The organism is Pseudomonas sp. LY-1 (assembly GCF_053502595.1).
Window position 1 is genome coordinate 4,227,684 of the sequence record NZ_CP094353.1, and the last position, 22,676, is coordinate 4,250,359.

Sequence of the window (22,676 nt, forward strand, 5' to 3'; positions counted from 1 at the left end):
AAGATCAAAATCCAAAGCCAGAGCAAAAGCAGAATGAGGTCTATCTGATCCATGGAGATATCTGATCTATGGAGATCAAAATGTGGGAGGGGGCTTGCCCCCGATGGCAGTGGATCAGTCATGCATGTAGTGACTGACACACTGCCATCGGGGGCAAGCCCCCTCCCACCCTTCCAGCCGAGTTAGCCATGAAACACCAGCCTGCTATTAGGCCAACGCGCCAACAGCAAAAAAAACGGGGCAATCACTGATTGCCCCAAACGTACATCGAGAGGTCCTTCCACCTACAACGTGATCTGCTTGCGCTCCTCATCCGTCAACCGCGCACGCGCCTGTTCGCTCAGCGGCCCGGCGCCCAGTACCTGCACCGGGCTGTTGGGGTTGTACCCCGAGGTCTTCGGCTGTTCCTGCGGTTCGCGCTGCACCGGCTCGGAGCCAAAGCTCAACACCTCCACCGTCACGATCGACGCCCTGCCCTGCTTGGCCGCCGCCTGCTGGCTGCGCGCCGCGTCTTCCGCCGCCTGGGACGCCGCCGCCCCCGCGGCGCTGGCCGAGGTCATGGCGCCGGTGTTGACGGTGGCCGTCACCGGCACCCCGGACGACTTGCCCTGGGTCTGGATGTTCGCCGCGTTGACCACATGCAAGGCGGCGATGTTGACGTTGCCCGAGACCCGAATGCCCGCCTCGCCCGCGTCGATGGTGCCGGCCGGAGCCAACAGGTCGATGTCACCGGCCGGCACTTCGGCGATCGGTGCCAGTGTGGCAATACCGGCACCGGCGCTTGGCACATTGGGTGACAAGGTCACGTTGCCCCAGGTGTCATAGAGCCGCTTGGGCGGTGTGTACAGCACGGTGGTTTTCGAGCCACGGCCGGCGTTGATGTCGCCTTCGTTGGACCAGGCGAGAATCGCCCCGCCAAAGGTGGTCATGATCCGGCTCTGGCCTAGCAGGATGCTGCCCCGGGAATACAATTGAATATCCCCGGCACCCTGCGTGAGGACCCCGGCACTGGCCGGCGGCACGTTGCCTTCAATCCCGAACACCTGCTGCCCGCCAGGGCTGAGCATCTGGATATTGCCGCCAAACAGGGTATGCACCCCGGCACCGCCGTACAGGGTGATGTCGCCGTTGTACACGATCGGGTTACCCGCCACGTCCTTGCTCGGCAACAGTGCGTTGATGGCCGCGCGGCTGCGGACAAAGCTACCGGAACGCGGGCCAGCGGCCAGGTTGTATTCGCGACCACCTTCGCGCACTTCGGCGAAGTACACCGAACGGGCGAAGATGCGTTGCTGCTCGGGGCCCAAGCCTGCAAAGTACGCCCGCGCCTGCTCGGCATCGCCGCTGAAGGCGTAGCGCTCGTTGAGCCATTGCAACAGTTCGGCCTCGTAGGTTTTCGCCACCTTGCCGGCTTGCGCGGCCAGCGCGACACCCTCGACCGCCTGATTGGCGCGGTCCAGGTAGGGCGTGACGAACTTCAGGTAATCCAGGCCGTTGAGCCCGACCCCGGCTTCCAGCACGATGGATGCCCCCGGACGGGAGTCGCCCGCCGCCACCGGTCCCAGGCTGGTGATGGATGCTTTGTCGGCCATCAACAGGTTGCGCCCGGCACTGACTTCCAGGGTGCCGGGGCCGGCGACGTTGAAGCTGCTGTAGAGAATGTCGCGCCCGGCGGAAACCACTGACACGTCCTCAGGACGGCTGTGAACGAACAGGTTGCCGCGGCTTTCACCCAAGTAATCGCCGTTGTAACCCAACAGTTTAGGAAGCACCGTCGACGAGCCCATATCGGTACCTGAACTGACAATGTCGCGCCCCGCCCGCATCCAGACCGGGCCTGCGGACTCATAGCGGACCTGGCCTTGACGCGGGCTGCCGAACGTCAGGATCTCACCGCTGCGCAGCCCCACGATGTCGCCCTGCTGGGCATAAAACCTGGCCGGCTCTGCCTGGGAAGCCGGACGCGCAAGATCAGTCGCGCTGCGGAAGGCGAACAAGGAAAGGTCGTCCTGTATCGCGTCACTGCCCAGGTTGTTGACGACCAGGCTGAACCCATTCCTGCCGACAAAGGCTGGCGCGAACGGTGTCGGTATAGCACCCTGGCTGTCACCCGACTGGTTGACCGCATAACCGCTGGCGTAAATTGAGTCCCCGGCCAACATGGCCAATCGTCCTTTGCTCGACGGCGCCAATAACAGCGAATAAGCAGGATTGTTAGGCAGCGGGCCAGCACCCAGCGCGGATGCGCCGAGATAAATACTGCCATTGGCTGCTACCACGCCGAGCTTGGAGGGGAAGATGAAACGCCCGTCCGAACTGGAGTAGTTTTGCTCGGGCAGAGGATTCAGCTGGCCATTGGCGCTCAGCGACATGCTCTGCACGCTAGGCGTCAAACTGCCACCTGCGGAGAACAAGTCGATGGCGGTACGCTCGGTCCATAATGAGAACCATGTGGTGCCATTGCCATAAGCGCTACCGTTGTAACTGAACGCTTGGGTATTTTCGGTAGAGACGCGTCCAGGGTCGCCGGTCCCCGCCAACACCAGGTCACCTCGCGTCGACAGGGTGGCCGTGGCGTCGCCCAGCATCAAGGTGATCCCGCCCGTGGCCGTGCCCAGGCTTGCGGTGTACGGCGAGTAGGCTCGGCTTTCCTTGACATCCTGATCGTTACGCATACTGCCATAGTTCAAGGCAATGCCCCCCAGGCTGCCTGCCTGCAGGTTCAAGGCGCCACGCAGGTTGGTCAGCACGCCATTGAGGCTGAGTGTTTGTGCCTTATAGTCGACTGATTGCAAGCTGGCGGTATTACTGCGGGTCGCACGAGCGTCCAGCCCAGGGTTCAAATCGCCTCCCATGCGTACATCCAGGTCGCCGCCCCCCGTCAACAGCAATTGACCGTCCACCACCCGCCCGGTACTCCCCACTGCCAACACCAGGCCTTCACTGCGCGGTGCTCTCAAGCCATCCACGGAGCCACGGCGCGTCTGCATGCCACCATCGCTGCCCAGGTCCAGGGTCAGATTGCCGCCGCCCAGCGTGCCGACACCGGTGAACCCCACCAGGCGTGGCAGCTGGTCTATCTGTGCAGCGTCGTCAAAATACCGGTTGGCAGTGCCGCTTTTGCCCTTTATATAAGTGCCAAAGTTGATCCACCAACTGGTCGGTATCGGGGTGACACCCGCCGTGCTGCCTGTGCCTTGGCGCCACAACCAGTTGCCCAGGTTCGCACTGTTGAGTTGGCTGCGACCGTCATTGTCCATTGGCCTATCTTGCATCGGCGTCCAGACAGCGCCCGTCAGGCTACCGCCGGTGCGCAGCAACACGTTGCCGCCGCCGTCGGGGTACCAGGCGGCGTAAGGGCTGGCGCTGCTTTCATCGACCAAGGCTTCATACGCCTTGGCCGCGCTGCCCAGCACCGTCACATCCGCAGCGGTGACGCGAGCCTGGTTGAAGTCGGCGGCGGCACCACCTGCGCGAGACGCGCTGGACGCCCCTGCGGTGTACACGCCGTAGGGCGATTGCATTGAGACGTTGCCCGCAGCGATCAGATCCAGATCACCGGTGCCGGTGCGCAGCACACTGAAATGCTGACTCACGGGTGAAACCAGTTTGACCGGACCGACGATCACCTGCTCAGGGATTGCTGGAGTGGGTTCGCCCAAGGAAACGCACAGATCTGCGTCGCACGTGCTTTCGTTTTCGGGTGACACCGGCGCCCCGGGAGTAAAGCCAAACAACTCGGCTAAGTCGCTCCACACGTAGTTGACGCGCACGCACAAGTCCGGGCAAGAAGCCCACTCGGACTCCGGCACCGGAGTACCCGCCGTGACGCCGAACAGCTCGGCCGCAAAGTCACTCCAGTACCAGGCGCCGCCTGGCCGGGCCGGTTGCCCCGGGATGATGGTTTTACTGTGAGTCTCGTAAATGCCGTAGTGCGTGTCCGCCAGGGTCAGGTCGCCGGCAAAGGCCGGCTGGATAGAACGCGTGTCGGCCGCCTGGGTATCAGCACCGGACACCAGACGCAACGACCACGACTGCGAGCCTTCGGCCAACATCGGCGCCACAGCCCAGTTCTGGCGTGCCGTGGCGCCGGTCACGGTGCGCAACGGCACCGATATCGCGCCGTTCGGCAGTTTGACGTCCGTGCCATAAGGAATCAGCGCGCCAACCTTGAGAGCCAGGTTCACAGCCAGCAAAACACCGTCGCTCGCACTGCCGATCAGCACCCCTCGGCTGGGTAACGGCACGCCGGCCGGCCAGGTCATCGCGCGCAGGGCGGCAGCGCCCGCCAATACGGTGCCGGCGTCCAGTCGTGTACCGGCAGCGAGCACCACAGGTTGTTGCAACAACGTGCCGGCGGCATACAGCAGGTTGCCGGCGCTGTCGCGCACCGCCGCGCTCAACACGGTATTGGCCGGCAGGGTCAGTGGCGCATCGAGGATGCCCTGCGTCGGCAGCACAGTGCCTTGCGCCAGCGTGGTGGCCTGGATCGGTAACGAGTAGTTGAGGGTCTTGCCAGTGGGGAATGCACTGCCCTCTGCCAGCACCACACCAGGGCCGGGCACTATCACATCGCTGCCGAACCCTTGCAGGCCGGGGGTCAGCACCCAGCCGTTGTCGTCCGGGGTGGGCGGCGGCGGGGCAAAACCGTCGTTGATGCTGCCGTAGACGTCCAGGTTGCCACCGGCACGCACCACCAGGCTGCCGACCTCGCCCGAACCATACACCAACGTCTTCGGCGTATTGCGGTTGAGGCTGGCATAGCGCATGCCCGACAGGTCCAGGTCGCCACTGACCACCAGATCGCCTTCGGCGACGATTTCCACGCCTGGGCGCAGGTGGAAGGCGTCGGCGTAGCGGCTGTTGTTCAAGCCCGCCAGCTTGCCTTGCGTCAACCCGAGGTTGTTCAAGGCATTGTTGATAAAGGTTTCACTGAGCGCGTGTTTTTTATTCAGGTAATCCTGATCGATCACCTGATACGGCCGGCCACTGGCCGACGGCTCAACGCCGGGCGGCGCATCGGTGTAACGGGCGACGGCGTTCAGCGCGATGGAGCGAGCGCCAAGGATATCGACGCGCCCGCGTGCATCGATGGCCACATCATTGGCATTCAGCCGGGGGGCATTCAGTTCCAGGGTGCCACGGGCCAGGCCGTCGTATTGCCCCGGGCCACGGCCCAGGACCGCAGCCGTGCCGTGGCGCACGTCGATACGCGCGCCATCGGCCAAGGTCAATTGACCGTCACCGCTGTTGAGTTCAACCATCGCCCGGTTCGGCGCATCGATGATTTTGCCGTAGCTGTCGACCCGCAACGCCGTACCGTGGGCATCCAGCACCGCACTGCCGGCGAGGGTCAGACCCTGCTTGCCGGCCAGGCGGATACTGCCGACCCGCTCACCACTGGCGTCGATAGTGCCCACCACCGTCAAACTGCCGTTATCCACCGAGACGTTGACCTGATTGGCCTTGAGTTCATCGCCGATAACCAGGTTGCCCTGCTTGAGCTGGAAGCTGCGCGAACCCCACACCTGCCCCTGGTTCAAGCGTTGGTTCAACGCGGCGAAATCCCCCATCTGCTGCGCACGAATGTCCACCCCGCCCGCCTGGTACGGTACCAGGGTGCCACCGGCATCGTAATAGCCGCTGCTACCGGCGCGGATCTGCCCTTGCAAGTCGACCTGCCCTGCTCCGGCGTCCACCGCCACGGCTTTGAGCAGGCCACCTTGGTTGTATCGGGCGGACAGGTCGACGAGCGCACCTGCGGCCTGATAAATGTTGCCGTGGCGGCTTTCCAGGCTGACGTCACCGCCCCAGCTGTATTTGCTCACGTCGTTGTTCCGCACGGTGCGACCACTGAGGTCCAGACGCGAAGAAGCGCCCAGGGTCAGCGCTTCATCGGCGCTGAGAGTCAGCTTGCCGCTGGGCAACACCACCGCCGTATCGACCGCCACGCTGCGCCCGGACAGCAATAACTCGGCGCCCAACGCGTCGATGGCCGTCGCATCCGCCGGGGCCGCACCGTTGGCCGGGGCCACTACGGTCACTGCGCCACCGGCGGTGATCCGGTTGATCGAACCGGCTTCACCGGTCAACAACGGCGCGGTGATGGTCAAGTTGCCGCCACTGTAGGCAAAGCCCTTGCCCGCTTCATAAGCGCCCTGGGACTGATGCACCGCCAGGCTGCCTTTGTGGTTGGCCGTAATGCGTTCGTCGGCGTTGAGGTGGACATTGGCAAAGCCCAGGGTCATGCGGCCATTCTCGGTCAGGCCATCGGGCTGGGCGTTGCGGCCATAGCCGAATTCGATGCGCCGAGCCTGCAGCTCCAGGGTGCCACTGCCAGTGCCCGCGCCTTGGTTGATCACGGCCGGCGGCGCACTGGTATCGCCTCCCCACACCAAGGTGCCGGTCTGGATCAACGCCACATCCGCCGCGTTGCCATAGCCATAGATCGCCGGAGTCGTCAGTAACAGTTCATCCAGCAGTGACTTACCCGAGCTGTCGAGGGTGCTCAGGGTTGCGCTGCCATAGAAGTTCAAGGATTGCCCAGCTGTCAGTGCCAGGCTTTTCAGGGCCGGTGCGCCGCGTGAGGTATCGCCGCGCAACAGGCGATCCATCACTTGCTGATTGAGGGTCAAGCCCGACGGCAACACGCCGCGCGCGGCTGCCTCGGCCAACGCCTCCGGGCTGCCGACGTTGATCCCACCCACCGCCAGCGCCAGATGACGGGTGCCGTAGCGCACACCGTCACCCAAGGCAAAGCGGTTGGTGGTGGCAAAGGCAATCGAGCCCTCGGAATACAGTGACGTTTCACCGCTGCAAGCCCCTGGATTGCACTGGCCGATCAGGATGCTGCCTGGTCCTCTATTATTGTCGCCAGCGGTTGGGGCCAGCATCTGCAAGCGCCCGTTGGACACTGCCAGGACACTATGAGCGCCTGGTCGATAGATAAAACCATCATCCGAGTCATAGGCAGCCTTGCCGAGCCCCAGGGTGTTGATCGACGCACCTTGTTCGATCTCAATGGCGCCCGAGGACGTACCCGTCATCAAGAACACTTCCGGCGCCGCCAAGCTCGCCCCCTGACGCACAATCACCGAGTTCGCGCTGGATCCTGTGTCGAACCCGACGAAATTACCACCCTGGCCGTACATCACCGTCGTCAAGCCGCCCACCACCAAACGGGCGGCCCCCAAGGCATTCAAATCGCTGGCGCGTACCGCCACCGTCGACGGTGTGGTACTGGCTTGGGCAGTGTCAGAAATCACCTCGATGGCGTTGCCCTGCACCGCTACAGTGGCACCGAATCCACCCTCCGCGGGTTTAAAACGCCCCTCGCCATCAAAGGTGAACCCCACGTCTTTTTGACCGGCGATCAGTTGCAACTTCAGGGTTTTGGCGTCGGCTTCAAGGGCCGCACGCGGGACGCCCAGGCGCGCAGCGTCAGCGCGCACGAAGTCTGCGTAACGGGTTTCGTTGTACTGGGAATACCGGCGCAATACCGCCGCCGGCGTGACGATCACCTGGCTCGACAGGCTGTCGCGAATGCCGGTGTGGGCAATCGACAGGAAGCCCTCGGTTGACCAGGAACCGTTATTCATGGCCGAAGCGTTCGGCATCGAACCTGCGGCAAACGCCGTTGCCAAGCCGTTGATCTCGACCCGAAACGCCCCCGGCAACAAGGCGTAACTAGACGGCAGCAAGGTGTAGGTCCCCGCCGGCAAGCCTGGAACCCCGGCACCGATACTGATTTGTTGCCCCACCAGCGGCTGGGTCGCACCCGGCTCGCCACCGCTGGGCGCGACTCCCGGCTGGGCGCCGGGAACAATCGCATAGATCGGGTTGGTGGCCAGCCCCGGCAAGGTAAAGCGCCCGTCCGCACCGATTTGCACCAACGGGTTGTAGCGCGCATCGGTGGAGCCGCCGCGCCCGGAGACAAACGCCGCGCCGAGCAACTCACCGCCACCGGCAAGGTCCAGCACCGCGCCCTGCTGCACATTCAGCGAGCGCCCGACCAATTGCATACCAACGGCCAGACTGCCCGTGTTATAGGTGCCGCCGACGCCCAGCAACTCCACCTGTTTGCCGTTGTACTGCCAGGTCACGCCGTCGACTGTCCCGCCATACGGCAGCACCAGGCCACCGGCGCTGACGGAGGTCAGGCTGCCAGGCAACAGGTTGATCACTTTGGTGGAACGGACGATGCCGCCATCCATGCCCAGGGTCAGCACGCCCATGGGCGCCCGCAACACGCCGCCTTGTTCGATGGTCGAGGCACTCAGCAGTAAGCTGCCAAACACTGAATAAGGTTGCGCCGGGGCCTCACTGCCGACCCGGCCGATGCGCAAGGTGCGTGTCGGGTCAAAGTCGCTGTTAGGCCCCGTGTAGCCGGCCGTGACCTCGGCAACGGCCCCCGTAGCCGGGTAAATCTGCGCCGCCGTCAGGCTCAAGTCGGCCTGGGTGGTCAAGGCGGTTTTAGTATTGTTCGCGCTGCGGGCCAGAAAGCGCATATCCCCCAGGCTGACCAACTGAGCCTGATCGAAGGCGCGTCGGTCAATGCCGTTGGCCAACGCCTTGGAGCGCTCGGCATGGGCACCGAAGTTGAGGCTATCACGCACATCCAGCACGTTTGCCGCTTCAACCCTCAAGAGCCCGGCTGTACCCTGCGTGGAAACGCCACCCTGGACCGTCGGACGAACGGCGCCGTCACTGCCCTGGCTGTTGTTGCCAACCCCGGCCAGGCGTACATAAGGCGCCGCCAGGAGCACCTGGGACTGTCGGGGCGCGCCATCCGTCAACGCCATGGCCCCGGAATACAGGCTCAGGCTCTGCCCCAGACGCAGGGACACGTCACCGTCGAAGCTGATCAGACCATTGCTCAACAGCGACAGGTTATCGAAGCCGCCGGCGTCGACCTGGCTGACCGTGAGCCGGCCATGACCGTAGACCAGGCTGCCCGCGGCCGATTCGGGGGTGCTGCCGGCGGGCAACGGCACGCCCGGATCGGCGGCACTGACAATCAATTCACGGGCTTGCCGCACGCGAGCCGCGGCTGATTCGGCGTACAGCGGCGTTTCCAAGGCCAGGCTCAGGGAACCACCCGCCGCACCGGCACCACCGCTGCCGGCCTTGAGCGTACCGTCGAGGTACACGCCGGTGTTGGATGCCAGGGAGATGTTGCCGCCACGGCTGGCGATCACGCTCGGGCCGGCACCGTCCAGGTCCAGCACCGCCTGGCTGCCGGAAGCGTCAAGGCGCGCGCCTTCGCGCACCACCACAAACAGGTTGGCGGCGGAAGCGATCCCGGTGGCCGGGTCGATCACCCCGCCAATCACGATAGTGCCGCCCTGGCCGACCGTACCGTAGCGCCGGCCGAGACTGTCCACTGCGGTGAACGCCCGCCCGGCCACGTCCAGTACTGCGTGTTCACCGATCCAGATCGAACGGCCATGGCCCTGGTTTTCAACGCCATCGGCCACGTTGGGTTGCACGCTGACGGCGCCCAGCGTGATGCTGCCACCCCAGGCATTCAGGCTGCCATCCACGGTCAACTGGCCAATGCTGCGTAGACTGATCGCTTGACCCGGATCAACCTCAATCCGCGCGCCCTGGCCGATGCGCAGTTGCGCCGACGCCATCTGCGCCGCTGTCGACAACAACGTACCGGCTTGCAAGCTCATGCTCGCGCCTTTGCGGGGGGTCAACAGGCCCTTGGTGGGGTTTTCCTGATACTGCGGCGGGGTCCAGATCTCCAGCGCAGTGCGTGGCGCTGCACCGCTCGCCACGCTTTGTGCGTTGTCATTGAGGCGGTACACCGGGGTTGTCACTGCAAGCTGGGTGCCATCGGCGACCACCAGACCTTCATTACCCGTGATGTCATAGGCGCCAAAGCCCTTATTGAAGAACCCACTGCCGAGCTGCAACGTCCCGGTACCTGGGGCAACCGCCGAATCGCTGATCAGCACCTGGCCGGCCTGCACACTCAGGCGCCCGCCGCCATTGACCCCATACCCGAGCAACTCACCGTCGAGGGCCAGGCTGCCTCGGCTGTCGCCACTATTGGCGTTGGCCGCGAGCGTCAGGTCACCACCCTTGCCGCCAGTGAGCTGGCCCTTGGCATCCAGGACTGCGCCGGATGACACGTCGACCTGGCTACCTGCCGCCAGGGTCATATCACCGCTACTGCGCAACGCCACGCTGCCGCCGTTGAGATAGGGCAAACGGCTGCCATCGCCGGTGCCCAGCCGCTGATTGCTCCACAGGCCGCTGGCATCCAGGGACACGCCGTTGTTCACCGTCAGGCTGCCACGCCCACCGAGGGTCACATCGACTTTGCCGGCGGGGGTGATCTGCGTTTGTACGTTACCCAGTTGCAGGCTGCCGGAATGCGCGGTCAGGTTGGCATTGACCTCGATTTTCGGAGCAAACAGGGTGATGTCGCCGGCTGCAGCCACCTCCAGCGCACCGTTGACCAGAATCGAACCGGTGCTGGCGATTTTGATCGTGCCCAGCTCCGTCGCGTTCAAGGCATCGGTGTCCAGATAGAGCGTGGACACCCGATCAGCCGGCAGTGCGGTGGTCAAGTCCAGACCTGCGGCGATAGCCGCCGCCCGCTGCCCGAGCACGACGTTTTTCACGGTGCTGGCATCCGCCCCCAGGGCGTACTGCAACGTGGCGCTGTCCTTGACGTAATACGGCACGTAACTACCGACCACGAATTGGGCACCGCGGGCCACGGCTTTTTGCGATTGCAAATAACCGTCCAGGCCTTTTTGCGCGGCCTGGGTCTGGCGTTCGCCCTGATAGGTGTCACCCACAACCTGGCCCTCCAGAACCGCACTGGCGGTACTGACGACCAGGCGTCCGGCATCGCGCCCTACGGTGTAGGCACCTTCTGAACGCTCACGCGGGGCGATCAAGGGGTTGTAGTAATACTCGGTCACGCCCCAGCGCTGGCTGTGGTCCTCATAGCCTTTGTAAATCCCGCTGTAGAGCAAGTCCCCCGGCGCGGTGGACAGTTCATACAAGCGCCCGTCCGGCCCTTTGAGCCAGGTTTGCTGGACCTTGCCCGCCTGCACATCGAGGGTGCCGCCGGACAAGTTGATCTGCGAACCCTGTTGGGTCACCACGTCCTTACCGCTGAAGGTCACCGTACCGCCCTGGGCCATCCACTCGCCAATGCCGTGGTTACGGGTGCCCAAATAACCGCCCACTTCCAGCAGGCCGCCTGCGGTGTACCAGCGGTCGGTGGCATAGCCATTGGTGCCAGCCGCGACAAAAATCAAGTCGCGGACATCCACCCACACATCGTTGTTATTCAGGGACTTGTCGTCGCGATTGACCGCCGCATCGCGCTGCTCGTTGCCTTGGATATTGACCTTGACGCTATTGGACGCCATCGACACCTTGACCCCGGTGGCGCCGGACACGTCGATCACCGCGCCGTCGCGCACCAGGGTGCGCTGCGCAGCCTTGATACCGACTTGGCCGCCAGTGGCCAGGGTCACGGAACCGCTGCGAAAATCCACCGTGCCGTCGCTGGTGATTTCCACCAGGGACTGGTCACGGCGGTAGGTATCGGCCGGCACAATGTTGCCGTTCTGATCAAGCGACGGCGTCATCAGCCCAGCGCGCTGGCTGTCGAGGGCGCTGCTGCTGTCGAGCAAAATCGCGCTGAGGCTGCCCTCGCCCAGGGTCACGCTAGCGTTGTTGCCCGTGCCCTTTACATGCAGGGTACCCCGGGCTTCCACCGACGAACTGGCAAGTAACACGCCGTTTTGCAACACCTGCTGGCCGGCCAGGGTGATGTCACCGGTAGAGGCCTGAATCAGCCCGCTGTTGCTGACCTTGCCGTTGCCGGTGACGCTGACTTCATTGCCCCGCGTGGTGGACGCGACATTGCCATCGGTGCTGTAGCCCTTCTTGATCACAAAGCTGTCGCCCGCCGCCAGGGTGGTCTGGCCTCGCGCGGTGGAAATGGTCCCGGCGTTCTCCACCTCTTTGCCGAGCAACAGCACATAACCGCCGCCCGCAGTGGAGGTGGCGGGCACCTGGGTCTGGATCTGCGCGCCACGCTCGACCGTCACCTTGCCGGCGGCCTGGGTGAATCCGGGCGCGCTGTTGCTTGAACTGTACAGCCCCTTGGCGGTGAATTGCTCATCGCTGAAGCCCGTGGCGGCAGCCACCAGGTTGCGCACGTTGACCTGGCTGCTGCCGCTGAACACGACGCCGTTGCTGTTGAGGATCAGCACCGTGCCGTCAGCTTTGAGAGCCCCTTGGATCTGGCTCGGCGCCGTGCTGTTGTTGACCTTGTTGAGCGCGGCCCAATCGCTGTTCTGTTGGAACTGCACGGTGGTGTTGCGACCGATGTTGAAGGTGTCCCAATTGAGGATCGCCTTATCGGCCGTTTGCTTGATCGAGACCAGCGTCTTGCCGTTGGCATCGGTTTGCACCGGCCCCTCGGCGTTGACGAACAGCGGCTTGCCATCCGCGCCGATCACCACATTCAAGCCGTTGCCGCCCAGACCGTTATGGATCGTCTCCGGCCCCGCGCTGGCGTTATTGCGGGCAGCGGCCTGCGCCGCCTGTTGCGCGGCAATTGCGGCGACGCTGGTGTTGAGGGTCTGAAAGGAGCGTTGCAACTGCTGACCAAGCGCCTGTTGCTGGGCCAACGGCGGCGGCGTTCCCGGCGACGTCGCGCCAGGGCGTGCGCCGCCATCGACCTGCGTCACGCCCTTGGCGGCAAACCAACCCGAACTGAACGCATGGGGCTGCGCCGCGTGGGCACCGCCGGTAAACACCAGCAGTGCGATCACATGGGCCAGGGGTTTAAGGCGCAACACCGGTTGACCGGCAGTGGCAGGCACGTTGGCAGCGCGGTTGGCAGGCAGCTTCAGACGGGAACGCATCACTTACAGGTCCTTTTGACGGGGCAGGCGAACGACGGGCGCGCGAACACTGCGCGGGCACGTGTTGTGGTTATTGCTTAAGGCGGTTGCCGAGGGGTGCGACCGAACTGATGTCACACAATGTTCATACAACGCGGTTCAACTGGCGGGTCGCGATGCACAACGACAAAACCGGCAATGACGCGAAGTCATTGCCGGTTGTGGGGCCAACCCTGTCGAGACGGGGTGTTACAACGGACGACCGATACCGTTGCAGGTGTTGGTGTCGCCGATGCGCAGCGAGCTGGTGGTGGCAACGAAGTTGTCGTAGACCGCTTTCTGCCAGGTGGTGGACAACGGAATGAACGAGTGGCTGCTGATAGCCGCGTTATTCACGCCGGTGTAGTGACGTTTCAGGAAAGTCTGGATGCGGATGTTGTCAGTGGAGTCTTTGTAGCACTGGCTGAAGACCAGGTTGGTGTAGCCGACGATGGGGTAGCCCGCAGTCGGGTTGGCAAACGTAGGGACCCAGTTCAACGGGTCGGCGGCGGCGGTGGAACCGACGGCCGGTGGCGCAATAGTATCGAGAGAAGCTTGAACGTTCACTTCAGTCGGCAGGAAGCCATTGACCGAGGCAACGGCGGCGGCGCTGTTGAACGCTGCGTAGTCAGGGCTGACGTAACCGATGGCACCATTGTTATTGGTGATAGCAGTGGCGACACCTTGACTGCCGGTTACAGCGAGGTAGCTTGAACCGACCGGAGCGCTGGTGGCTGGGTCAAAGCCGATGGCGGTGACGAAGCTGTTGCTGACATTCGGTACCGATGCGGGTTTTACCGCTTTGAGGTGGTTGGTAAAAATCTCGGTGGTCCCGCTGGTTTCCTGACGGTAGACCACTTTGATCTGCAGGTCTGGACCGGCAGCCCCGTTGAATTGCACGTCTTTCCAGTTAGTGATCTTGCCGGCGAAGATATCGGCCAACTGAGCACTGGTGAGCTGCAGCGAGGTTTTACCGTCGATGTGGTAAGGCACGGTCACCGAAGTGGCTTCAGCCGGGACTTGAACCAGCGGGCCATAGACGGCGCGGCCTTTAACGGTGTCAGCGTTGTAAGCAGCCAGTTCCGCGGCGCTCACCACCGAGTCGCTACCGGCATAATCAATGGTAATACCCGCGGCCAATTTCAGCTTGGTCGAATCGTTACCGAAGAACGCCTTCTTGCCGTCGCCGCTGCCCACACCGATGTAGGGGCTAAAACCTGGAATGCTGGCAGAGAGGATGCCGGTAGCCGTCGTCGATGTGGCAGTGCTGCCGTAGAGTTTTTCCGGCAAGGTGGCCCCGCCACCGACCACTGCGGCCATGGATTGGGCCGAAGCCAGTGCTGCAACTGCCAAAGAGGCCGCGATCATAGTGCGCTTAAACATGAAGAATCTCCTTTCGTCGTGTTTGTACGTTTGAGGTAGATGGCTCTTGCATGACGCCATGGCTTCGGTCCCAAGCCGTGTTCCGGGGGTGACTGGGGTGAGGCCATGGCTAGAGAATTTCGCAGCTTCCGATGACAGCTAAGGGAAAAAACCTCGGGAGGAAGGGCTTGATTTTTAAAAAGATTCTCGGGTGTTTTGGTCATGGTTTTGAGCGGTTTGGAGGCAGGTGACAGCGCGGTTTCAGTGGGGGTTTCGTCAAGGCGGCGTAGGCTGCGGCGAGGGGCTTGGCTGTGACGAAACGATGAACCCGAGGTTGCGGGCTGGCGGTATCGGCCCACCCCAAAATCAACTGAACAGGTAGGGTCCAATGTGGGAGGGGGCTTGCCCCCGATGAGGGAGTGTCAGCCAAAGATGCATAGACTGACCCATCGCAATCGGGGGCAAGCCCCCTCCCACATTCAGGTCACCAGTTGGTTGATTTCGATGATCGGCAACAGCACCGCCATCACGATCACCAGCACCACCGCGCCCATCACCACGATCATCAATGGCTCGAGCAGCGCGGTCATGCCCATGGCACGGCGTTCGATGTCCCGCGACAGGGTCTGCGCTGCGCGTTCGAGCATGGGCGGCAGTGAGCCGGTTTTTTCGCCGCTGGCGATCAGGTGGATCAGCACCGGTGGGAACACCTTCTCCACCGCCAGCGCCGGAGCGAGGTTGACGCCCTCGCGCACTTTGGCGGTGGCATCGTTGACGCACTGGCTCAGGCGCTCGTTGGACAAGGTCTGGCGCGCCGCTTCGAGGGCGCGCAACAGCGGCACGCCAGCACCGCCGAGGATCGCCAGGGTCGAGGCAAATCGGGCGGTGTTCAGGCCCAGCACAAAGCGCCCGATCAGCGGCAAGCGCAGCACGCGGCTGTGCCAGTTCAAGCGCGCCACCGGGTCGCGCAGGTACAGGCGCCAGCCCCAGAAGCTGCCGACGATCCCGGCAAAACACAGCCACCCCCAGGCGCGGATAAAGTCGCTGGCGTTGAGCATCGCCAGGGTCAGCCCCGGCAGGTCCTGGCGCGCCTGGGAGAACGCGCTGACCACCTGGGGCACCACGTAGCTGAGCAGGAAAATCACAATGCCGATGGACACCAGCCCCACCACGCCGGGGTAGATGAATGCGGTGAGGATCTTGCCGCGCAGGTTGTTGCGCTCCTCGATGTAGTCGGCCAGGCGCTCCATCACCTGGGCCAGGTCGCCGGACTCCTCCCCCGCCGCGATCAGCGCACGGTAGATCGACGGAAAGTCCCGTGGCCGTGCCGCCAGGGCATCGGCCAGGCGCATGCCGCCGCGCACGTCGGCGCGCACGGCGGCCAGGGTCTGGGCGATGTGTTTTTTCTCGGCCTGCTCCACCGTCGCGCTCAGCGCCGCTTCCAACGGCAGGCTGGCGCCGAGCAGGCTCGCCAGTTGCCGCGTGGCCCAGGCCAGGTCGTTGTCCGACAGCTTGGCGCTGAACAGGCTGCTGCCGCCCGCAGCCTGTTGATTGCCTTCGACCTGCACCAGAAGCGCGGTCAGGCCACGGCTGCGCAACGCGGCAAACGCCGCGCTCTGGCTGTCCGCCTCCAGGTGCCCGGCCTCGACCTTGCCGCTGGCGTCGGCGGCTTCATAGCGATAGCGATTCATCAGGCGTCCCGTGTTACGCGCAGGATTTCTTCGGCCGCGGTGGTGCCGCTGCGCACCCAGCGCTCGCCGTCTTCACGCATGCTGAACATGCCGGCGCGGCGTGCCGCCAGACGCAGCTCCTGCTCGCCGGCGCCCTGGTGGATCAGGCTGCGCACCTCGTCGTCGACGCAGAACAATTCATGGATACCGGTACGCCCGCTGTAGCCGATCTGGTTGCACTGCGCGCAGCCCACCGGGCGCCAGGTGCCCGGCACGGCCGGGTCTGCCTGCTTGCAGTGCGGGCACAGGCGCCGCACCAGGCGCTGGGCCAACACGCCCAACAGTGAAGACGCCAGCAGGAACGGTTCGACGCCCATATCGATCAGGCGGTTGACCGCCGACACCGCGTCGTTGGTGTGCAGGGTGGCGAGCACCAGGTGGCCGGTGAGCGAGGCTTGCACGGCGATCTGGGCGGTCTCCAGGTCGCGGATTTCGCCGATCATGATGATGTCCGGGTCCTGGCGCAGGATCGCGCGCAGGGCCAGGCCGAACGTCATGTCGATCTTGGCGTTGACCTGGATCTGGCTGATGCCCGGCAGGTCATACTCCACCGGGTCTTCGACGGTGAGGATATTGCTGGTGCTCGCATCCAGCCGCGCCAACGCGGCGTAGAGGCTGGTGGTCTTGCCGCTGCCGGTGGGCCCGGTGACCAACACGATGCCGTGGGGCTGGCGGATCAGCGTGTCGAGGCGCGCCAGCAGTTGCGGCTCCATGCCCAGGGTCTCCAGTTGCAGGCGCCCGGCCTGCTTGTCCAGCAAGCGCATCACTACGCGCTCGCCATGCCCGGTGGGCACTGTCGACACGCGGATATCAATCGGCCGCCCGGCCACGCGCAGGGCGATGCGGCCGTCCTGGGGCAGGCGTTTTTCGGCGATGTCGAGCTGGGCCATGATCTTGATCCGCGACACCAGCGCGCCATGCAGCGCCTTGCGCGGCGAGACCACGTCGCGCAGGGTGCCGTCGACGCGGTAGCGCACCACGGAGTGGGTTTCGTAGGGTTCGATATGGATATCACTGGCCTCATCGCGGGCGGCCTGGGTCAGCAAGGCGTTGATCATGCGGATCACCGGCGCGCCGTCCTGGGTGTCGAGCAGGTCGGTGATCTCGGGCATGTCCTGCATCAGGCGGTCGAGGTCGACTTCGTTTTCGGCGGCACCGACCACCGCAGCGGCGCTGCCGGTGTCGGCATAGGCGCTGGCGAGCAGGCCGTCGAGTTCGTCGTCGCGCACCTGCTCAAGGCGGCTCTGGCCGAACTGACGCTGGACTTCGCTGATCGACCAGCCGGGGGTCGACGGGCAGACCGTCAGCAGCAGGCCGGCCTCGCCGGGACGCAGGAGGATGCGTTGGGATTTGGCCCAGGCGTAGGGCAGCAGGCTCATGGGGTTGACCCTTTTGGATTGAGTACATATCCGTTGCTGCGGTAACGGCGGCTTATGGTTCCGCCCTTACGGCGGGCCGCCGCGCAGTGTAAATGTGGGAGGGGGCTTGCCCCCGATAGCGGAGTGTCAGTCAATTCATCTGTAACTGAACCACCGCTATCGGGGGCAAGCCCCCTCCCACATTTTGAAGCGGTGAGTGCCCAGGAGTTTTCAGTCAAATTCGACTGCACCCGTCTGGGCACTGCATTGATTGCAGCGGGGTTGTGGCACAAATCCAGGCCATGAAAAAACACCGCCCCCCCGCGTAAACACGATGCGAAGCGAGCCGCTTTTGATCTTAAACCACGCAAGCCTGCGTTCGGGCCCACCGAGCCTAGGCGAGGTGCCGAGCGGTGGGGCAAGAGCCCTTTGGTTACTTTGGGGCTTTTCCAAAGTGACCCGCCGTAAGGGCGGAACCATAAGCCGCCATTACCGAAGACCCGGATATGCACTCGCTCAACATCAATCACGAGCCGGCACCGCCCTGATCACCGCCCTCGGCCCAGCCCCCGGAATCGCCTTCTCCACCGACGGCAACTGCGGCGCCTGCACATCCGGCATTGCCCAACTGCGCTCCGGCTGCAAGCCTCCCTGGGCGCGGCGCATGAACTCATAGCGGTTCAACGTGATACTGCGCCCCGCGCCACTGTCGCGAATGATGTAGGGGCGCAAAAACACCATCAGGTTGGTCTTGTTCACACTGCGCTTTTCATTGCGAAACAACGCGCCCAACCCCGGGATATCCGACAGCCACGGCACCGCGTCATTGCTCTGGCTGTAGCCGTCCTGCAACAACCCGCCGAGCACCATGATCTGCCCGTCGTCCAACAGGATGCTGGTATCGATCGCCCGCTTGTTGGTCACCGTGCCCGCGTCCACCGACGCCCGCGCGTCCACGCTGCTGACTTCCTGGTAGATATCCAGCTTCACCGTGCCGCCTTCGGAAATCTGCGGGCGCACGTTGAGCTTGAGCCCCACTTCTTCGCGCTGCACGGTCTGGAACGGGTTGTTGCTGGTGCCGCCGCCGCCCGTCACATAGCTGCCGGTGACGAACGGAATGGTCTGCCCGACAAAAATGCTCGCGGCTTCGTTGTCCAGGGTCAACAGGTTTGGTGTCGACAGCACGTTGGTGCCGCCCTTGCTCTTCAAGGCGCGGGCCAGCACTTTGAGGTCGAGCACCTTGCCGATCCCGGGGATGTCGACGCTGCCATCGACCAGGCCGATATTCAGGCCCTTGGGCAGCACATCGATGCTGGTCTTGCTGGTCGACGTGCCATTCACCCCGCTGCCACCCAGGTTCACCCCGCCAAAACCGCCCTTGCCGCCGAGGTTGCCGGCCTGCCACTGCACGCCGAACTCGCTGGCGTCGTCTTCGTTGACTTCGACGATCAGGCTTTCGATCACCACCTGGGCGCGGCGCTGGTCAAGCATGTCGATCACTTCGCGCAGGTTGCGGTACAGCGGGTCCGGCGCGGAGATCAGCAAGGTGTTGGTGGTGGCGTCGGCCTGGATCGTCACGCCGCCGGCGCTGAACGCGGTGTTCTGATCGCTGGGGTTGCTGCCGGTCGCCGGTTTGTCCTGGCTATACCCGGCCTGCACGCCGCTGCCGGTGGGCGTGCCGCTGCTGTTCTGCGCGGTGCTGTTGCCCTGGGTGCTCTGGGCATTGCCACCCATGGCACTGAGCTTGCCCCGCGCCTCGTCGCTGACGCCGGACTCGCTCTCGCCGGTGAGCAAGCCGCGCAGCGACTGCGCCAGCTTGCCGGCCTGGGCGTTGCGCAGGTAGACCACGTGCATGTTGCTCGGGTTGCTCTGGGCATTGTCGAGTTTGTAGATCAGGTTGCGCGCCAACTCGGTGCGCTCGGGGCTGCCGGAACGGATGATGATCGAGTTGGAGCGCGGGTCACCGATCACGTTGATCTTCTGGGTCTGGTCGGCGCCCTGGGTTTCCAGGAGTTCGCTGACCATGGCGGCGATGTCCACGGCGATGCCGTTCTGCACCATCACCACGTCGGTGTCGATGGCGCTGGGGGTGTCGATGCCGTCAATGATCTGCGCCACCCGCGCAAGGTTTTCCGCGTAGTCGGTGATGACGATGCTGTTGTTGCCCGGGTAGGCGTTGATCGGGTTGTTCGGCGACACAATCGGGCGCAGCACCGGGATCAGGTTCACCGCGTTTTCATATTGCAGGCGAAAGGTGCGGGTCTGCATGCCGCTGCTGCCGGCGCTGTAGATCGGCCCGCCGAGCAACTTCGCATCGGCCTCCGGCACCACCTGGGCCACGCCGCCGACGTCGACCACGCTGAAGCCCTGCATGCGCAGCGCCGCCAGCAGCATGTCGTAGGCTTGATGCGCCGGCACTTGGCCTTCGCTGACCAGGGTCAGGTTGCCTTTGACTCGAGGGTCGACCAGAAACTGCTGGCCGGTGGCACGGGACAGCGCGCGCACCACCGCCTGGATATCGGCGTCGACAAAATTCAACTGCACCGGCTGATCGCCCAGCGGGTTGCGCGTCTTGACCGCAGCCGGCGCGTGGCCACGGGCGCTGTTGGTCAGCGGGTGCTGGACGCGGGGCTTGGGCGCCGGCTCGCGCTGGCGCTCCAGCACGCTCTCGCTGCTGCGCCGGGTGTCGGCCAGGGGCTGGCCGAGTTCGCTGTCCACCTGCAACGGCTTGGTCGGCGACGGGGTGTTGCTGCACGCGCTCAAGGCCAGTAACAGCAGCGGCGCGACCTTGCGAAAAGGCGCAGGGTTGGGGACTGACCACTTCATGAAGCTTCCTTAGCGCCAAGCGCCTGATCCATGCGAACGGTCCCGGACACAGTGCCGGCCGAGTTGTCGATAGCGTCCGCGCTACGCTGCAAGCGCGCCTCGGACACCTCCAGGGAAAACGAACGGGGATTGCCCAGTAACCAGTCCATCACCGCATCGGCCGGCGCGTTGTCGAAGCTCAGGCGCCAGGCGCCGGCATCCAGCGCCTGCAACTGGTAACGACCTTGCAGGCCGGCGCTGTCCAGGGCCTGTTGCAGCGTGGCAGCATCGGCGGGCCGCGGCGCGGCGACGCCCTGCAACAGCGCGTGCAAGGTGGCGGCCTGGGTGCGCAACTTGGGGGTTTCGGCCTGCCAATACGCGATCGTCTTCAAGGGCGGCTGAATCAGCACCAGCCAGGTCAACAGACCTGCCAGCACCAGGCCGGCGCCGCTGAGCATGCGTTGTTCGCGCAGGGCCAGGCCGCTCCAGAACGCCTGGGCCTGGCTGCGTAGACGGCGCCACTTATTCATCAGCGGCTCCCGGTTTTTCGGCGCTTTCCACCGGGCCCAACGTCCAGCCATGCTCATCGCGGGTCGCGCTAAACCCGGCCTGGGCCAGCGCCGCTTGCCCATCGCCCGGCGCCGTCGGGCTACGGCTGTCGGCCAGCAAGCCCACGTGCAAGCGGCCCTGTTCGAAGCTCAGGTTGTCGACGTTGCCGACCATGAACGGCAGGCTGCTGCCGGCCACTTGCAGCAGGCTGCCAAAGCGCTGGGCGGGGTCGGCGGCGGCGCCGGTTTGGCGGGCGGCCAACTGTTGGCGGGCCTGCTGCAAGGGGTTGAGGATCACCGGTAATTCGGGGAAGGCCTGGCGCACCTGCTGGCTCAGCAGCGCCTTGAGCTGCTGGCCTTCGCCCGCCTGGCGCGCGGCGTACAGGTTCAGGCCCAGGGTCCAGACGGCAGTGGCCAGGGCGACAGCGGCCAGCGCCCTGCCCCAGCCACCGCTCGCCGGTGGGTTGAGGCGGCCGTGCAAGCCCCAGCCAGGCACGGCGCCACTCCAGCGTTGCGCCTCCGGCGCCAGCGGCACCTCCAGCCCTTGATCCAACACCTGTTGCCCGAGCGGATGCACAGCCGCTTGGTGCAGGCTATGGCGTGTCAGCAAATAACCGTCGTGCATGGCCGCGGTGCCGAGCGGCAAGGCATACGGCGCCGGGTACAGGCCGCGCAACCTGAACTGGCCCTGCGCCAACACCTGGCCCAGGCGCTCCAACCCGGCCGTGGACACCCAGGCCACCTGCACGCGCCCATCGCTGTCGCGCGGGCCGTGGGCCACCTGCATCTGCTCCACCGGCCCGAGGATCAACGCCTGTGCGGCACAGGCCACGGCGGCGGCGGTTTTGGCGGCGGCCAGCGGCGGCAGCTCGAGGCTGGTCGACAGGCTGTCGGCGGGGTGCAGGAAGCACTCCACCGACGGCTTGGACCGGCCCAACTGCTGCAGGCTTTCGCAACCCTCGCTCACCACGGCGCCGCGCTCCAGCCAGGCAAATTGCACCTGGCTGTCGACCGTCAGTTGATCGAGTGGCGGCAAGCCGATCCGCAGGCGTTTCATGCGCCCACCCGCGACCAGATCACCTGGGGCCGGCGGTCTTCAGGGCGATGCAACAACGCGTCGATTGTCACCCGGCGCTGTTCACGGCGTACCTGGCCCTGCAGGCGAAACCACTCGCTGGTGATGCCCACTTGCACGCTGTCCACCGCCACTTGGGGCAGGTGCAGGCGGTTGACGAAATCGCCACGGTTGATAAACCAGCGCCCGCTGTCGCGCTCGGCCACCAATGCCTGGGCCTGGGCCAGGCTGAGTTCCGGCACCACCGCGCTGAGCACTTCGGCGCTGGCGGTGTTGCCGTTGACCCAGGTATTGCCGGGCAGCACGCCGACGAAGGTCTGCAGGCGTCGCAGCAGCAGCGGGTCGAGCCCTTCGATACCGCTCAGGTCATCCAGGCTGCGCAGCATCGGGTAGCGCGCCGGCAGCAGCGTCTTGTCGGTACGTTGATCATAGGAGGCGATCACTCGCCGGCTGATACGTCGGCTCACGGCCGGGTCGATGTCAATCAGGCGGCACAGGCGCTCGAAAGCTTGCAGTTGTTCGGCGTCGAGCCGCTGGTGATTGACCAGATTGCGCAGGTTGAACTTGCCCTGCTCGTCCTCCAGGCGCCCTTCAAACACCCCGCCCTGGGGCCGCGCCCACGGCTGATCGAGGCGCGTCAGCACGTCCTTCTGGCGCGCCTCCCACAGCAACAGGCGGCTGTGTTCCAGGCGGCCTTGCAACAGCCACTGACCCTGAATGCGCAATTGCTCGGCCTCCACGCTGCGGGTGAATACGCTCTGGCGCGTGAGCATGGCGCCGGCGATCACCGCCACCACCGCCGCGATCAGTAACGCGCTGATAATCGCCATGCCGCGCTGCTTCGCCGCTGCGGGCGAATCCCGTTTCATCGCGCG

8 protein-coding genes are annotated in these 22,676 nt (G+C 64.6%); all 8 read right to left on the reverse strand.

Annotation, left to right across the window (positions count from 1 at the left end; genetic code table 11):
- Nucleotides 1-284 precede the first annotated feature (284 nt).
- The 8 genes from MOQ67_RS19220 to gspK all read right to left on the reverse strand — a co-directional run bounded on the left by MOQ67_RS19220 (nucleotide 285) and on the right by gspK (nucleotide 22,670).
- Complete coding sequence (locus tag MOQ67_RS19220; protein WP_198717442.1) at nucleotides 285-12,905, reverse strand: filamentous haemagglutinin family protein; 12,621 nt, start codon at nucleotides 12,903-12,905, stop codon at nucleotides 285-287.
- Nucleotides 12,906-13,133: 228 nt separating this feature from the next.
- Complete coding sequence (locus MOQ67_RS19225) at nucleotides 13,134-14,306, reverse strand: substrate-binding domain-containing protein (RefSeq protein ID WP_198717443.1); 1,173 nt, start codon at nucleotides 14,304-14,306, stop codon at nucleotides 13,134-13,136.
- Nucleotides 14,307-14,764: 458 nt separating this feature from the next.
- Nucleotides 14,765-15,976: a type II secretion system inner membrane protein GspF gene (gene gspF / locus MOQ67_RS19230; protein WP_017849141.1), complete on the reverse strand. Its 1,212-nt coding sequence runs from the start codon at nucleotides 15,974-15,976 to the stop codon at nucleotides 14,765-14,767.
- On the reverse strand, nucleotides 15,976-17,394 hold the full coding sequence (gspE, locus tag MOQ67_RS19235; RefSeq protein WP_057004372.1) for a type II secretion system ATPase GspE: 1,419 nt from the start codon (nucleotides 17,392-17,394) through the stop codon (nucleotides 15,976-15,978). Before gspE ends, gspF begins: the two co-directional genes overlap by 1 nt.
- Before the next feature lie 501 nt (nucleotides 17,395-17,895).
- Nucleotides 17,896-20,199, reverse strand: a complete 2,304-nt coding sequence (gene gspD / locus MOQ67_RS19240; protein WP_198717444.1) for a type II secretion system secretin GspD — start codon at nucleotides 20,197-20,199, stop codon at nucleotides 17,896-17,898.
- Nucleotides 20,196-20,708 carry a type II secretion system protein GspM gene (gspM, locus tag MOQ67_RS19245; RefSeq protein WP_017849138.1) on the reverse strand — a complete coding sequence of 171 codons (513 nt, stop codon included), beginning with the start codon at nucleotides 20,706-20,708 and terminating at the stop codon, nucleotides 20,196-20,198. Before gspM ends, gspD begins: the two co-directional genes overlap by 4 nt.
- On the reverse strand, nucleotides 20,701-21,783 hold the full coding sequence (gspL, locus tag MOQ67_RS19250) for a type II secretion system protein GspL (RefSeq protein WP_198717445.1): 1,083 nt from the start codon (nucleotides 21,781-21,783) through the stop codon (nucleotides 20,701-20,703). The genes gspM and gspL overlap by 8 nt, the downstream gene beginning before the upstream one ends.
- Entirely contained in the window at nucleotides 21,780-22,670 is an 891-nt protein-coding gene (gene gspK / locus MOQ67_RS19255; protein WP_158243620.1) for a type II secretion system minor pseudopilin GspK, read from the reverse strand. The genes gspL and gspK overlap by 4 nt, the downstream gene beginning before the upstream one ends.
- Nucleotides 22,671-22,676: the final 6 nt, after the last annotated feature.

Coding starts and splice junctions, on each gene's coding strand:
- gspE (WP_057004372.1), bottom strand. CDS start 17,394: ATGAGCCTGCTGCCCTACGCCTGGGCCAAATCCCAACGCATCCTCCTG.
- gspD (WP_198717444.1), bottom strand. CDS start 20,199: ATGAAGTGGTCAGTCCCCAACCCTGCGCCTTTTCGCAAGGTCGCGCCG.
- gspL (WP_198717445.1), bottom strand. CDS start 21,783: ATGAAACGCCTGCGGATCGGCTTGCCGCCACTCGATCAACTGACGGTC.
- gspK (WP_158243620.1), bottom strand. CDS start 22,670: ATGAAACGGGATTCGCCCGCAGCGGCGAAGCAGCGCGGCATGGCGATT.
- gspM (WP_017849138.1), bottom strand. CDS start 20,708: ATGAATAAGTGGCGCCGTCTACGCAGCCAGGCCCAGGCGTTCTGGAGC.
- MOQ67_RS19225 (WP_198717443.1), bottom strand. CDS start 14,306: ATGTTTAAGCGCACTATGATCGCGGCCTCTTTGGCAGTTGCAGCACTG.
- MOQ67_RS19220 (WP_198717442.1), bottom strand. CDS start 12,905: ATGCGTTCCCGTCTGAAGCTGCCTGCCAACCGCGCTGCCAACGTGCCT.
- gspF (WP_017849141.1), bottom strand. CDS start 15,976: ATGAATCGCTATCGCTATGAAGCCGCCGACGCCAGCGGCAAGGTCGAG.